This is a genomic window from Nonomuraea sp. NPDC049158, from assembly GCF_040648335.1.
GTDB lineage: Bacteria > Actinomycetota > Actinomycetes > Streptosporangiales > Streptosporangiaceae > Nonomuraea.
Window position 1 is genome coordinate 244081 of record NZ_JBEZDM010000007.1, and the last position, 14142, is coordinate 258222.

General features: G+C 68.8%; 16 protein-coding genes and 1 pseudogene. 7 read left to right on the forward strand and 10 right to left on the reverse strand.

The window, feature by feature from the left end; all coding sequences use genetic code 11:
- Positions 1-187: 187 nt before the first annotated feature.
- From AB0B61_RS18400 to AB0B61_RS18425, 6 genes are all read left to right on the forward strand, one after another.
- On the forward strand, positions 188-1249 hold the full coding sequence (locus AB0B61_RS18400; protein ID WP_358432845.1) for a hypothetical protein: 1062 nt from the start codon (positions 188-190) through the stop codon (positions 1247-1249).
- Positions 1246-2475: a hypothetical protein gene (locus AB0B61_RS18405; RefSeq protein ID WP_358432847.1), complete on the forward strand. Its 1230-nt coding sequence runs from the start codon at positions 1246-1248 to the stop codon at positions 2473-2475. Before AB0B61_RS18400 ends, AB0B61_RS18405 begins: the two co-directional genes overlap by 4 nt.
- A 51-nt stretch (positions 2476-2526) precedes the next feature.
- Positions 2527-2976 (forward strand): hypothetical protein, encoded by a 450-nt coding sequence (locus tag AB0B61_RS18410; RefSeq protein WP_358432849.1) that lies wholly within the window; start codon positions 2527-2529, stop codon positions 2974-2976.
- The gene (locus AB0B61_RS18415; protein WP_358432851.1) at positions 2973-3200 is read left to right on the forward strand and encodes a hypothetical protein; all 228 of its coding nucleotides are present in this window, start codon (positions 2973-2975) and stop codon (positions 3198-3200) included. Before AB0B61_RS18410 ends, AB0B61_RS18415 begins: the two co-directional genes overlap by 4 nt.
- Positions 3193-4419: a ThiF family adenylyltransferase gene (locus AB0B61_RS18420; protein ID WP_358432853.1), complete on the forward strand. Its 1227-nt coding sequence runs from the start codon at positions 3193-3195 to the stop codon at positions 4417-4419. Before AB0B61_RS18415 ends, AB0B61_RS18420 begins: the two co-directional genes overlap by 8 nt.
- Before the next feature lie 101 nt (positions 4420-4520).
- Positions 4521-5492 (forward strand): aldo/keto reductase, encoded by a 972-nt coding sequence (locus AB0B61_RS18425; RefSeq protein WP_358432855.1) that lies wholly within the window; start codon positions 4521-4523, stop codon positions 5490-5492.
- Between the two features lie 316 nt (positions 5493-5808).
- Here AB0B61_RS18425 and AB0B61_RS18430 read toward each other — a convergent pair.
- Positions 5809-6045, reverse strand: a pseudogene (locus AB0B61_RS18430) (HTH domain-containing protein); the annotation flags it as partial.
- Between the two features lie 61 nt (positions 6046-6106).
- Here AB0B61_RS18430 and AB0B61_RS18435 point away from each other — a divergent pair.
- Positions 6107-6679: a DinB family protein gene (locus AB0B61_RS18435; RefSeq protein WP_358432857.1), complete on the forward strand. Its 573-nt coding sequence runs from the start codon at positions 6107-6109 to the stop codon at positions 6677-6679.
- Positions 6680-6754: 75 nt separating this feature from the next.
- Here AB0B61_RS18435 and AB0B61_RS18440 read toward each other — a convergent pair whose 3' ends face one another.
- The 9 genes from AB0B61_RS18440 to AB0B61_RS18480 all read right to left on the reverse strand — a co-directional run bounded on the left by AB0B61_RS18440 (position 6755) and on the right by AB0B61_RS18480 (position 14135).
- Complete coding sequence (locus AB0B61_RS18440) at positions 6755-8083, reverse strand: cytochrome P450 (protein ID WP_358432859.1); 1329 nt, start codon at positions 8081-8083, stop codon at positions 6755-6757.
- Positions 8080-8658 carry an ATP/GTP-binding protein gene (locus AB0B61_RS18445; RefSeq protein ID WP_358432861.1) on the reverse strand — a complete coding sequence of 193 codons (579 nt, stop codon included), beginning with the start codon at positions 8656-8658 and terminating at the stop codon, positions 8080-8082. The genes AB0B61_RS18440 and AB0B61_RS18445 overlap by 4 nt, the downstream gene beginning before the upstream one ends.
- A complete protein-coding gene (locus AB0B61_RS18450; protein WP_358432863.1) occupies positions 8639-8989 on the reverse strand; it encodes a DUF742 domain-containing protein in 351 nt (116 codons plus the stop codon). The genes AB0B61_RS18445 and AB0B61_RS18450 overlap by 20 nt, the downstream gene beginning before the upstream one ends.
- Positions 8986-9393, reverse strand: coding sequence for a roadblock/LC7 domain-containing protein (locus tag AB0B61_RS18455; RefSeq protein ID WP_358432865.1), 408 nt, complete (start codon positions 9391-9393; stop codon positions 8986-8988). Before AB0B61_RS18455 ends, AB0B61_RS18450 begins: the two co-directional genes overlap by 4 nt.
- A 55-nt stretch (positions 9394-9448) precedes the next feature.
- Complete coding sequence (locus AB0B61_RS18460; protein ID WP_358432867.1) at positions 9449-11008, reverse strand: hypothetical protein; 1560 nt, start codon at positions 11006-11008, stop codon at positions 9449-9451.
- Positions 11009-11432: 424 nt separating this feature from the next.
- On the reverse strand, positions 11433-11660 hold the full coding sequence (locus AB0B61_RS18465; protein WP_358432869.1) for a hypothetical protein: 228 nt from the start codon (positions 11658-11660) through the stop codon (positions 11433-11435).
- 135 nt (positions 11661-11795) lie between these two features.
- Positions 11796-12380 carry a hypothetical protein gene (locus tag AB0B61_RS18470; protein WP_358432871.1) on the reverse strand — a complete coding sequence of 195 codons (585 nt, stop codon included), beginning with the start codon at positions 12378-12380 and terminating at the stop codon, positions 11796-11798.
- A 13-nt stretch (positions 12381-12393) separates the two neighbouring features.
- Positions 12394-12858: a hypothetical protein gene (locus AB0B61_RS18475; protein WP_358432873.1), complete on the reverse strand. Its 465-nt coding sequence runs from the start codon at positions 12856-12858 to the stop codon at positions 12394-12396.
- Between the two features lie 377 nt (positions 12859-13235).
- Entirely contained in the window at positions 13236-14135 is a 900-nt protein-coding gene (locus AB0B61_RS18480; protein ID WP_358432875.1) for a TIGR03619 family F420-dependent LLM class oxidoreductase, read from the reverse strand.
- Between the last annotated feature and the right edge of the window lie 7 nt (positions 14136-14142).

Consider the following 14142-nt stretch of genomic DNA (forward strand, 5'->3'; position numbering starts at 1 on the left):
CCATTGAGGGTTTATGATGGCGGCCTGTTCACCGGGATTTGGGGAATCCCCGCAGTGCAGTGGCAGGGGGGTACGGGGCGTGGAGTGGTTCCTGAGTCTCATCGGTGGATCTCTGATCAGCGGCTTCGTCAACTTGATTCCGGAATTCATCGGAGATGAGTTACGCACCCGCCGCGTCATCCGCACGATGAACCACCAAGACCGTCTGAGCCAGGTCGCCGACGAACGGCGCCATGCCGCGCGGATGGCGTACTTGGAGGAGGACCATCGGCGACGACTGCTGTTGGAACGTTACAAAGGCCAGGCCGCGCACTATCCGCTGGGCACGATCGGGCGGCTGCGGTCGATGACCACGGACTCGCGGCCGGCGGTGCTGGTCTCCCCGCTGAGCTTGGGCGGCGCCACGACCGGGCGGGTCGCCGGTCTGATCCATGACGCCCTACGTCAGATCCCGGACTTCTCCCGGTACGCCGCACTGCACACTGGGGCGTTCGTCAGCGACGGCGGGGCGAGCCGGCTGATCGAGGGCTCCACGGGCGCCGCGGAGATCAGCGCCCTCGAGTTCCCTTCGCACCCGGCGGTGCTCGTCTACTTCGAAGCCGACGGCGATCACCTCAACGCGTTCGCCTACCTGGGCTCTCTCTTCCCGACGGTCGATGGTCTGACGGGCTTCCCGATCCGGATCGCCTGCTTCGGCTGGGACAACTGGGCGACCGTGGGCCAGTCCGGCGAGGGCGCGCTGCCCATCTGGCAGTACGTCAACATGAGGGAGCTGGACTACCCGGACGAGCAGATCATCGCGGCGATCGTGGGCTGGTTCGTACTGACCTGCGTGGAGATGTACTGGCAGCTTCGCGGCACCGCGGTGAACCTGCGGCATATCGGCGGTCCCATGCCTGGATGGGCCGATGCGCCAGTTCAGGCCGCCGGCGCTTCGCCGGCTCGTCCCCCGCTCGAGAACCCGGCCTACGGCACGCAGGACGTGTTCGCGTGCCGGGTGGAGATGGAAGTGATGGAACTCGAGCAACGGGGCTTCACCGTGGAGACCCTGGAGCTCGATCGAGATCGCGTGGCGCTCATCGTCTCGGCGGACGATCTGGGGGTCTCCTTCGTCCTCGACGCCGGTTTCCCCGCCACCCCGCCCGACGTCTTCTACATCGAGGACACCGGGCCGGAGCATCTCGAGCTCGACTCGTCCATCTGGTCGCCGGACCGGACCCTGCTGGACATCGTGGAGGTGCTCGGATGAGCGAGCATTTCGTGGTCCGCATCTATGAGTCCGAGCTCGCGGTGATCACCGACGAGACGCTGGACCATCACGACCTGGAGACCGGCGGCAGCCTCTTCGGTCTCTTCGGACACGGCGGCGGGCCGACGGTCTTCCTCGCGACGCGTCCGGCGGGAGAGGTCCAGAAACGACTGACCTCATTGGAACTCGACCCTCGGGTGACCCACGCGCTCGAGCGGATCGCCTGGGAGGGGTTCGGAGTTCAGTACATCGGCATGTGGCACTCCCACCATTGGATCGGCCTGATGGAGCCGAGCAGCGGCGACCGTGAGCGCACCCGCGGGTACGCGCAGAAATACCACCGTCCGCAGTACACCGAGATACTCGCCAACTTCATCGGCAAGGAGAAGCCGGACTCCCGGCGGGGCCGGGGCAAACCCGGGACCGACCACTGCGTCCAGCTCACGCCCTTCTTCTATGTGGACGCCCGCAACCTCACCAGGGCTGAGGCGTTCTTCCACGTCCTTCCTGGGGAGAGTCCGCTGCGCGGCAGCCTCGCCGGGCTCTTGGACGGCCCTGGCCACCTTGGCCTCAGAACCGCCCTACGGTCCGCGCCGCGGCTCCCGCAGGACTCCTACCGGCTCGCCGGGTCCGCCGCGTCGGCGGTGTCCGGGTGGCGGCGCTTCGTTCCGGGCGCACGGTCGGACGGAGGGACTCCCGAGAACATCGACGAGGTCAACGACGTCCTTTGCGCCGACGATTCACCCAAGGCGCCGGACGGCAAGCCGGCGGCCAAGGCGCCGGCCGTCAGCGACTCGGCGGTCTCCGAGACTCCGGCCGCCCCGGAGCGGCCGAGCGAGGCAGCGGCTCCCCCAGCGGCTTCCGCGAAGCCGTCGCGGCCGTCGGAAGGCCAGATCACGCTGCTGCCGATCCCCGATCTCCCCGACTTCGTCGGCACGTACATCGAGCCCGTGGTGCGGCCGCTGGCCGGCCAGTACGAGGTCGAGGTCAAGGTGCTCCATGCGGACCGCATCGCCCTGATCGTGAGCATTCCCGGCCGCACGACCCGCCTGCTCCTGTTCGCCGCCTGGGACGGCGAACGCGCGGTCACCGCCGAGTGCCGGATCACGGTGGACCGCAGGACCTCGCATGAGGTCGTGGAATGGCGCGCGCGGAAGCGGGAGGAGATCTACGACCTGCGTGTCCCGCTGAAGTGGGGCGCCCTGCAGTTGCGGAAGCTGCCGTGAGAACGCGTCGCCCCGGCGGCCTCGATCGAGAACTCTAGGAGGGGGAAAACTGTGGCCTGGGATTACTATCAGCGGGTCCGGCTCGGCAATGACGCGAACGGGCTGCGGACGTACTTCCCGTCCTTCAGCTTCTACGAGCCGACCGGCGACACCTATGTCAGCGGCTACTGGACGAGCAACGCGGGCAACGGCTACGGGGTGATGATCACCATTCCGCCCGGCTACCCGGATGAATGCCCGAGCACCTACGTCAGTTATCCCAGCCCGCTGTGGGGCTATATGGGGTGGCGGACGATCGAGTCCTATGGCACCAGCCACGACATGCACACCTGGAAATCCGATCGGCCGGGGTGGGTGAAGATCTGCACCTATCGGCCCGAGGGCTGGTCGGTCGAGCACTCGATGCTGAAGATAATCCGGAAAGGCCTGCTGTGGATCTTCGCGTACGAGTGCCATCTGCAGGACGGCAAGCCGATCAAGAATTTTCTCATGGACGCGTGAAAGAACCGAAACCGCAGGAGGCCCCCATGGCCACGGATAAACACAATGACATCCGGGCTTTCATGGAACAGATGAAGGCATCGGGGGGAAACCCGCCGTCCGGCAAGCGGATGGTGCTCAACCCGCAGACCGGTAAATTCGAGGTGCGCTCGGTCAGCGACCGGCCCGGCGACCAGATCCCGCAGATGGACGCCGAGGACATGAAGGCGTTCGCCCATGACTGACCCGTCGGGTGTCCCCCGCCACGTGGTGTTCAGCGACAGCGCGCTCGCCGTCATGGCGAGAGTCGCGACACCCGGGCCGGTGCGGCTGGGCATGGACCTGCGCGATCAGGGCGACCTGGCAGCGGTGGCGGGAGTCGCGGGCGACGACGTCCTGGTGCTGCCGGGACAGCCGGCGGACGACTGGGTCCTCGACGAGCCAGGCCCGCTGATCGTGTGCTGGGCCGACGACGACGGCGTCCGCGCCCATCGCGCGTCCGGCCTGGGCGGGCCGCTCGGCGAACGGATCGGGACGTCCGTGGTCCCCGCCGCCGCGGACGCCTTCGAGCGGGTGCACGGCATCTTCGAGACCGATGTGCTCCGCAGGAAATCCGTCGCCGTGCTCGGCCTGGGCTCCGGCGGCAGCTTCATCGTCCGCGAACTCGCCAAGGCCGGGGTCGGCCGCTTCCTGCTCCTCGACCACGACCGGCTCGAGGTGGGCAACGTCTCGCGGCACGAGTGCGGCCTCGCGGACGTGGGCCGGCTGAAGGCCAACGCCATGCGCGACGTCGTCCATCAGCATCATCCCGCCGCGCGGGTCTTGACCAGCGCCCTGCGCCTGAGCGGACGGACCCGCCGGCGGGTACGGGACCTCATCAGGGACATCGAGGCGGATCTGGTGATCTGCGCGACCGACAGCCGGGAGAGCCGGCTGCTGGTCAACCGGATGTGCCTGGAGGAGGGACTTCCGCTGATCCTCGGGGGCGTCTACCGGCGCGCGTACGGCGGTGTCGTGCAGCGGGTCATCCCCGGTCTGACGGCCTGTTACCAATGCTTCGTGCAGGCGCTTCCCGAACAGGCCGCCGACAACGAGATCAGCAGCGCCGAGGACGCCGCCCGCGTCTCCTACACCGACCGCGCGGTGGCCCCCCAGCCGGGGCTGTCCACCGACATCGTCCCCATCGCGCTGCACATGGCCAAGCTGGCATTGCTGGAACTGCTCGACGGCGAGTCGCCCGCCTTCGCGACCCTCGGCGCCGACCTCGTCGCCCCGATCCACCAGTGGATCAACCGCCGGGAGCTGACCCACGCGGGACTCGAACCGATGGGGGTGTCCATCGACCGGCAGAGCGTGCTCCGCTGGTACGGAGTCCTCCTCCACCCGCTCGAAGACTGCGCGGTCTGCTCCGGCGTCGCCAAGTCGGAAGACGACGCGTACTTCGGCGGCCCCGAACCGGCCTGATCGTCGAACGCCCCAAGGAGCCCAAGATGGCGTGACATGATCCCGATCACGGCACCCATAGCCTGGAACGGTACACCGACGATGAAGGCAGGGGCGCCGAGATGCGTGATGAGCTGGCTGTGCGGCCGATGGGGCGGAGCGGGTTGCCGGTCACTCCGGTGGGGATCGGGCTGGCCGCGCTGGGCCGGCCGGCGTACATCACCCTCGGCCGGGAGGAGGATCTCGGCGATGATCGCAGCGTCGCCGCGATGCGGGCGCGGACCTGGGCGGTGCTGGATGCGGCGCTGGCGGCCGGCGTACGGTACTTCGACGTGGCCCGCTCCTACGGCAGAGCCGAGGAGTTCCTCGCCGGCTGGCTGGATGAGCGCGGCATCGCGCCCGGTGCCGTGACCGTGGGGTCGAAATGGGGCTACGCCTACGTCGGCGGCTGGCGGATGGAAGCCGATCAGCACGAGGCGAAGGAACTGTCCGCCGACCGGCTGCGCCACCAGCTGGACCAGACCCGAGCGCTGCTGGGCGAGCACCTGTCGCTCTACCAGATCCACTCGGCCACCGTCGAAAGCGGCGTGCTCGGCGACGAGGACATCCTGACCGAACTGCGCGAGTTGCGCGCCGGGGGCGTCGCAGTCGGCCTGTCCACGACCGGCCCGCACCAGGCGGACACCATCGACCGGGCGACCGAGATCGGCCTGTTCGACACGGTTCAGGCCACCTGGAACCTGCTGGAGCGATCCGCCGGCCCGGCCCTGGCCCGGGCGCACCGGTCCGGCGTGGGCGTGATCGTCAAGGAGGGGGTGGCGAACGGCCGCCTGACCTCCCACGCCGCCCCCACCGCGCTCGCCCGGGCCGCCCGGGAACGCGACGTCACACCGGACGCCCTGGCCTTGGCCGCCGTCCTGGCCCAACCGTGGGCCGACGTGGTGCTCAGCGGGGCCGCCTCGGTGGATCAGTTCGGCAGCAACCTGACCGCGACGCGGGCCGGCTGGGACACGGAACTGGACGAGCGCCTGGCCATACTGACCGAGAACCCCCAGACCTACTGGACGACACGAAGCTCGATGAAATGGCAGTGATCACGCCTACGGACGACAAGCACGCGGGTGATTGAATGCGGCTCGCCGCCGGCCCGGCACTCGGTGCGGGTTTCCTCAGGCAGTGGTCGGCAGGCTCTTGAAGCCGGTGATCTCGCGGTCGCCCACCTTGGTCGACACGTCGATGTCACGGGCGCCGTACCATTCGGCGCCCTGCACGGCGGCGACGGGCGCGAGACCGGCGATGGCGAGGATCACGGTGGTCAAGCGCGAGCCGAGGAATTCGGCGAACAGTCTGGCTTTTCGAGAGCCGGTCGACCCGCTCGGTGAGCACGTTTCCCGCGGCGAGGAACTCCATCTCGTCGTCGAGGAGCAGCGGCGGCAGCCGGGTGCCCGCGCCGAGCTGGTAGCCGCCGCCGACGCCCGCCGTCGCGTGCACGGGATAGCCGACCGCGCGCAGCCGCTCCACGTCACGGCGCACCGAGCGGTCGGTGACCCCCAGTTCGGCGGCGAGCTCCGCGGCGGTCCAGGACGGCCGGTGCTGCAGCAGCGCCAGCAGCCGCAGCACCCGCTCGGTCGTCGCCTCGACGCTCACGCGCTCATCGTTTCACAGATCACGGAACGATCCTGTCCGCTATATGCGGGAGGCTGAAATCATGACCGACCAGACCTGGAACGCCCTGCTCCGCGATCAGATCGACTGGCACTGGACCTATCAGCTGCGCGAGCGTCTCGACGGGCTCACCGACGACGAGTACTTCTGGGAGCCGGCGCCCGGCTGCTGGAGCGTGCGCCCGCGCGGCACCGGCACCGCGCCGGTGCGGGCCGGAGCCGGCGCGATGACCATCGACTTCGCGATGCCGATGCCCGAACCGCCACCGTTCACGACGATCGCCTGGCGACTCGGGCACGTGATCGTCGGGGTGCTCGCGGTGCGCAGCGCCGCGCACTTCGGTCGCGCCCCCACCGACTACCGGTCGTTCGAGTACGCCGCGAGCGCGGACGCGGCGCTGGCCCAGCTCGACGCGGAGTACGCCACGTGGCTGGCCGGGGTCGAGTCCCTCGGCGAAGCCGGCCTCGCCCGCCCGTGCGGGAAAGCGGAGGGACCGTACGCCGAGTATCCGCTGTCCGCGCTGGTGCTGCACATCAACCGCGAGCTGATCCACCATCTGGCCGAGGTATGCCTGCTGCGCGACCTCCACCTGCACACCCGGCGGGAGGCGAGCTGAGATGGCCCGCGACGTACAGATCGCCTGACGAACCCGGCACCAAGCTCGGAACTCCCGTTCAGGCCGGGGAGGAGTTCACGAGGACCAAGGGGCCGAGGTCGTCATGTAGCCGGCGGACCTCGCCGGGGAGGTCGGCGCCGAAAGGGTCGAGGACGACGGGGAGTGCGGAGCCCAAGGGGATTCTCCCGGCTGATCGGGGCGGATGGGGGTGAAGCGCACCGGCAGGTGCGCCAGGGACCGGTGGAACGGGCCCGGCCGCCACGGCAGTTCCTCACGCGGCACGGTCAGTTCGAGGTCGCACAGGTGCGAGGTCAGGCGCTCGATCGCGGTCATGGCGATGAGCAGGGCCGGGTCGCTGGCCGGGCAGCGGTGCGGCCCGGCGCCGAAGCCCAGGTAGGCGCCGCCGTCGGAGCGCAGCTCCTCAGGCACGTTAGTGGGCTCGGTGTTGGCCGCGGCATAGGAGACGAGGACCAGTTCGTCCTGCTGGATCCAGGTGCCGTGGAAGTGCACGGGCTGGCGCACGAAGTACGGGCCGAAGTTCGCCATGGCGGGCTCGGCGCGCAGGGCTTCCATCAGGGCGTCGTACGTGCTGAGCGCGCCATTGGAGAGGGAACTGTAGTAACGGTCGTCACTGACCATCCGGGAGATCGTATTGGAGATCAGGCTGGACGTGGGGTCGAAGCCCGCGGCCACCACGAGCACCATGTTCTGCACCAGCTCCTCGCCCTCCAGCCCGGCTGGATGGTCGATGAGCCAGGAGGTCAGGTCGTCGCCCCGCTGGGCGTACTTGGCCTGGATCAGCTCGCCCATGTAGCGGCTGAAGTCATCGCTGCCCCGCGCGCCCACCTCGCCGTCGGCCTCCATCATGTCCGACAGGGCCTTGCTCAGGGCGGCGCTGTCGGAGTCCGGCCGCCCGAAGAGCAGGTTGAAGACGCGCAGCGGGATGGGGCGGGCGAAGTCGGCGGCCAGGTCGGCCTCGCCCTTCGCGGCGAACCGGGCGATGAGCGAGTCGGACACCTCGATCACCATCTGGCGCAGCTTGTGCGGCTGGACCAGCATGAAGCAGTCGGAGATCACCTTCCGGTAGCGGGCGTGCTCGGCCCCGTCGGAGAACAGCGGGCTGGGCCGGTAGCCGAGCATGGCGATCATTCCCGCGGCGTCCGGGGTATCGGGGAGCCGGGTCTGCCAGGCGCTGGGGTTCTTGCTCCAGGCGCCGCCGGCATTGGTGAGTACGTCCAAGGCGGCCTGATAGCCGATCACCAGGTGGGCCTCGATGCCCGGGGCGATCTCCACGGGCGCGACCGCGCCGTGCCGTCGGCGCAGCTCCGCGTAGACCGCCTGCGGGTCCCTGGCATATTCGTCCCCGTACAGGCGCCCGGCGTCGGGCATGTAGCGCAGGGTCATGACAGCACCAGCTCTCTGATGTGCTCCACCAGCGCGATCAGCGAGGCGCGGGCGGAGGCGGGGTCACGGGCGTCGCACACCACCAGCGGCGTGCTCGGGTCCAGGTCGAGCGCCTTGCGCACGGTCTCCAGCGGGTAGTCCGGCGAGTCGGCGAAGTGGTTGACGGCCACCGCGTAACGGATGCCGGCGTTCTCCACCAGGTCGAGTACGGCGAAGCTGTCGTCTATGCGGCGGGTGTCGGCCAGCACCAGCACGCCCAGCGCGCCACGGACCAGCTCCTCCCACAGGACCTGGAACCGGGTCTGTCCCGGCGCCCCGAACAGGTAGAGCACCACACCCGGCAGGGTGAGACGGCCGAAGTCGATCGCGGTGGTCGTGGTCGTCTTCTCGTTCACGCCGGTGAGGTCGTCGACCAGCGTGCCCGCCTCGGTGAGCACCTCCTCGGTGTTGAGGGGCCTGATCTCCGAGAGCGCGCTCACGATGGTCGTCTTGCCCACGCCGAACGGCCCTGCGATGACCAGCTTGACCGGGATGTGATCGGTACTGATAAGGCTGTCAGAGAGCGCGGAGGCCACTGAGCACCAACTCCAAGATCTCGATGTCCGGCAGGTCGGCGATCGGCGGATCGCGGGTCAGCAGCGTTCCGCCGCCGACGAGCCCGGCGACCAGCAACCGCACCACGCAGTACGGCAGGCCCAGATGCGCGGCGCATTCGTACACCGACAAGGGCCCGTCCCGCAGCAGGGCCAGCAGATGCGACGCCGGAGGGTCGAGCCCGTCGGTGGCGGCGTCGGGCACGATGGAGACCAGGGTCGTGCGTTCGACGGTGATGTGCTCGGGCACCGTCAATCTCGCGGCGGCCATGTAGTCCGGGACGACCCGCCGCCGCTGCCGTCCGGAGGTCATGTCCGGACGCCCGGCACCCTGGCCGCGCTGGCCTCGTCGAAAGCCTTGATCAGCTTCTGCACCTGCAGCTGCACCTCGTAGGCCAGCGAGCCGATGTTGACCGCTCCGGTGGCGGCGACGACGATGGCGGCGCGGTCTCCGGCCGGGGCGACGTAGTAGTAGCCGCTGCCGGCGGAGATGACGATGTCGACCACCTCGCCCTCGGTGCCGTTGCTGAGGCCGTCGCACAGAGCGCGGGCGGCTCCCAGGACGGAGCTCGTCATGGCGGCGGCACGCTCACCGCTCTCGGCGCTGACGTCGGCCGAGCCGCCCAGGATGAGCCCGTCACGGCTCAGCACCACGCCGCGGGCGACTCCGGGCAGTGCCAGCAGGGGCGACAGGACCCAGGACACGTCGAGAGACAACGGGCGACCTCTGGTCTGAACACGACCGGAAGCACTGTGAGTGTCCATGGAGCGGTCAATTCCCTTCGGTGATGTCATGCTGCTGGGGCGGAAGCGCTTCGCGGCGGCCCGCTTCGGCTCCGACCTGGAAGTCTCCCCACCGCTTTTGGGCCTCTTCCGGAGTGGTGAGCAACCTGTCGCCCGAGTCGTCAGAGCCTCCGGAGCCACCCGGTCCGCCGGTGGGCCTGGAGCCGGACGCGGCACGCGTCGGCTGCCGCCGGCGCTGCGGCAGCGGCGCCAGATCCTCCGTCTGGTCATTGCGTTGCCGGGACTCCGTCGCGGGTTCCGGACGGCGCGCCTCCGCGGGCTCGGGCCGTACGGAGGCGCCGACGGGCTCCGGTCGAAAGGCGGCCGCGGGTTCCGATCGGATGACCGTGGCGGCGGTCGGAACGGGGGCGCGGACCGGCTCGGGTGCCAGCACGGACGGCCTGCTGCCCTCGGGCATCTCCACCAGCAGGGCCGTGGGGATGCTCAGCACGGCCTGGACGCCGCCGAAGGCGCTCTTCTTGATCGTGACCTGCATGCCGTAGTGCGCGGCCTGGCGACCGATCGCGGCCCAGCCGGTGCGGGGCGGGCTGCCCAGGTCGACCAGGCGGACCGGGTGGGTGCCGCTCAGCAGGCGGGTCGCGCGGGCGTACTGCTCCTCGTTGAGGCCGACGCCGGCGTCGTCGATGACGATGGCGGCGCCGTTGTTGGTCTCGTGCACGGCGATGGTCACCTTCAGCGTGCCGTGGGAGTGGTGGACCGCGTTGGCGAGCAGTTCGGCGGTGGTGAAAAGGATCGACTCCGCCGCGCGGGCGGCGACCCCGATCCGGCGGCGCAGGTGGTTGGCCGGACCCTCGATGCGCTGCTCGAAGTTCTCCACCCGCGAGATCGCACCCACCATGAGGTCCACCAGATAGGTGTCGTCACGCGACAGGCCAGGTGTGGCGCCGCAGGCGATGCCGGTGACCTGCACGCGACGGATGATGAGTTCGTTGAACATGTCGAGCCCCAGCACCTCGCGCAGCAGCGCGGTGTGCTCGTCGCCGCTGTAGCGCTGTTGCACGTCCGCGAGCAGGTCCTGGGCGCGTAGTGCCTGGGTCTGCACGCGGGATATCGCGCCTCTGACGACCGCCTGGGCCGCCTCGTCGATGCGCTCGCCTTCCTCGCGGATGCCGCGGGTGAGCGTGTCGAGGATGGCGCGGTGCAGCCTTTCGACGTTCGTGCCGGCCAGCGCCGGGTTCTGCACGCCGGGCACGATCACGTGCGGGGCGCGCAGGTGCGACAGCAGGGCGGGGATCCGCTTCGCGATCAGGTACTCGGTCTCGGCGTGCACGAGATCCTGCTGGGCGCGTGCCTCGCGCAGCAGTTCCGCGCTCTCCTTGGCCTGGCGCTCCGCCCGTACCAGCCGCTGGTCCCTGGCGCTGGACTCACCCGTCAGGTGTTCCTGAGCCTGACGGGCCCGCACGACCTGCCCTCGGGCCTGGGCGAGGTCGCGGCGTACACGCATGTGGAGAATCAGTACGCCTACGAGGGCGAGGGCGAGAACGGCGGCGCCGATGACTATCGGGACGCTGAAGGAGTCTGGCGGCATGACGATCCTGGGGTCGGGGGGAAAGCCGGCGGAGCGCTGTTGACCGCCGGAGAGCCTGGGCTAGCGGCGCGTGGGGGTCTCGCGCGGTGGCCTGCTGGGATCGCGTCGACGTGACGGTCGCCCTTCCTCGACGCGGGCGCGGTCGAGTGCCTGATGCGGTTCGGACTGAGGCATGGCGTGGCCAGGCGACATGGGCGTCCTCGGTCTCAGCGGAACGATGGGCAAACGGGAAACCGGAATTTCCAGAAAGTCACGATAGTCTACAGCGAGTGAGACCGTAACTGCGTTCGGCCATATATCGTCAGATTTGTCGGGGTCGATAGAACGTGGGGCGGTCCCGTCGCCCGACTCGACCGTCTTGGTGCGTGTGCCCGCGTCGTTGCGGGCCGGCGCGGCGGTGGCGGGTTCGCGCTCGATCACCATCTCAGTGATCTTCCGCCCAGGCCGTCGAAGACGGGCGGAGGACCGCTACCCCCCGGTCCGCCGCTACGGAAGCGATCATGTCAGCCAGGTTGGCGACGCGGACGGCCGTGCCGTACACCCGGGCCGCCCGCCCGTCGTCGAAGTCGACGAACAGCCGCGGAACCCGCTCGGCCACGCTGAGGACCGGGAACAGCGCCGCGGAGCCGGACAGCACCTCTTTCTTCCCCATGATGCGAAATCCTCGGCGACGCCGGACGGATTCGAAGAATGAGCAGGGGATGTTTTCCGGGCATGGCCTGCGGCCTATCCCGATACGCCGAAGAGCCCGCACAGGGCGGGCTCTTCGGGGTTGGATGGTTTCGAGTCAGGACATCGTTTCCAGTTGGGCACGCGTCAGCTTGAGAGTGTTCTCCGGCAACGACTCGGGATTGCTGGAGCTGTCCAGCGGATACTTCGCCTGGACGGGGTTGAGCAGTGCGGCGGGCGAGTCAGGGTAGGTTTCCAGGAACAGGACGTAGCCGCTGTCCTGGTTCATCGCGGTGGTGTGCTCCTCCGCGTAGGTCACGCCTTCGAATTCTCCCCCGAGCTCCTTGACCTCGATGGACTGCCCCACCTGGGCCTGACCTTTGAAGACCTTCATCACCTGGGCGGTGTAGACGGTGATGACCGTCGGCGGGGCCTCAGGCTGAGCGGCCACCCCGGCCGGGGCTCCCGCGTTGGGATTGAGGTTGGGATCCGTCTCCGCGGGATCGGGTGCTTCCGCCTGTTCCTGGAGGTAACGCGGCTCTCCGACGATGCGGGCTTCGACGACCAGGGTCGCCTTGTCGAAGAGCGCATCGGCATTTTGGTACTGGGGATAGTCGGCTCGATAGAGAACGGGTTCCGCATGTGCCGAGCACGCGGTCACGAACACCGCGGCGAAGACGAGCGCGCCAAGACGTCGTAGCACTGTCCGGCCTCCTTTAGTAGTAGGCGTTGACGTCGGCGACATCGTGCGACTGGGGCTTGGTCATCGAGTTGCGGTTCCTGCTCGAATTCATGATCGAGGTGCCCGAGTTGTGCGCGAGGTTCAGTGCGTGCCCGAGCTCATGAACCAGCGTGCTCGTGACGAAATTCGAGAAGTTCGACGCGTCCCTGTTGATCGTCCGGGAGTTCAGCCGGACGTACATGCACATCCCGCCGCACCTCTGATAGTGCCCGTAATAGGTGTTGCTGTAGGACTTCACCGTGATCGTCGAACCCGAATTCGAGTTCTTGTAGAAATTGGCGGGGCTCGCGGTCGCGTTCCAATTGGCCAGCGCCTTGTTCATCGGCGTCTGCCAGGTGCCGTTATAGCTGTAGGGGTAGATGTGGATACTGGCGATGTCCTGGCCGGTGCCGTTCCAGTGGGCGAATGCCGGCGAGACGCCCACCGTCCCCACCAGCATGACGGCGAGGACTATGAAAAAACCTCGCCGCGCGTTACGGACTAACATTCCCGGATGCATTTTCGAGACATCACTCCTTGCGTTCTGGGGGGTGCCGTTCGTGAACACAGAAGGGGACTGACGACAGAGCTGAAAAGTCAAGGCCCGACCATTGAAGGGGGCGGCATCGGAAAGCTGATCAAGCATTTTGAACGGATTATGGATGCCAGAATGATCACGTGTCAAGGATGGCCGAGCGGGATTGCCGACACATGGGCGCGCGGGCCCGAAGTGCGGTGCACCGGAGCGTCCTGGAGGGTTGAGCAAGCGTGATTTCCCCGCGCGGAGTCCGCGCCCGCGTCCGCGGCGCAGTCATGCCGGGCAGGCGGTGGCCGCTCCTAGGCGGAGGGTGCCAGGGCTTCCAGGGCCTCCTCCGCGCGGCGCATCGCCTCCTTGGCGTCGCAGGTGACGATCTCCGGGTCGAAGTTCAGGTCGTGGAAGACCTCCGTCACGCCTTGAGCCGCCAGTTCGCCGACGTCCGCCCTGATCTGCTCGTAGGTTCCCGTCAGTGGCTGCCGGTCCGCCGCCCCTTCCGGGCGTACGCGGGTCACGCCCCGGCAGACGAAGCGGAAGGCGTCGGCGTCGCGGCGGCCCGCCTCCGCGGCCGCCGACTTGATCAGCTCGATCCGCCCGGCGACCGCCGACAGGTCCTCGCGGCTCGAGCTGATCCAGCCGTCCGCGAGCCGCCCGGCCCGGCGGAGCGCGACGTCGGCGGTGCCGCCGAGCAGGATGGGCGGCACCGGCGCCGGCTTGGGGTCGATGTGGGAGCGCGGCACCTGGTAGAACTCCCCGTGGTGCTCGACCACCTCGTCCTGCCACGCCTTGCGCAGGACCTGGACGAACTCCTCGCCCCTGCGCCCCCGGTGCTCGAAGCCGACCCCCGCCGCCTCGAACTCCTCGCGCAGCCACCCCAGCCCGAGCCCGGCCGTCAGCCTGCCCATGGAGACGCTCTGCAGCGTGGCGAGCTGCTTGGCCAGCGGCACCGGCTGGACGAAGGCGTTGACGATCGCCACGCCCAGCCGGATCGTGCTGGTCACCCCCGCCAGGTAGGCGAGCGTGACGAGCGGGTCGTGCACGCTGCGATATGTCGGTCCCATCGGATGCCCCACCGGATAGAGCACCCGCTGGAAGGTCCAGAGCTCGTGATATCCCAGCTCCTCGGCGCGGGCGGCGATGCGCCGCATGTTGCCCGGCGTGGCCCACGGCCCGGATTGGGGCACGGCGAAACCTACTCTCATGACCCCT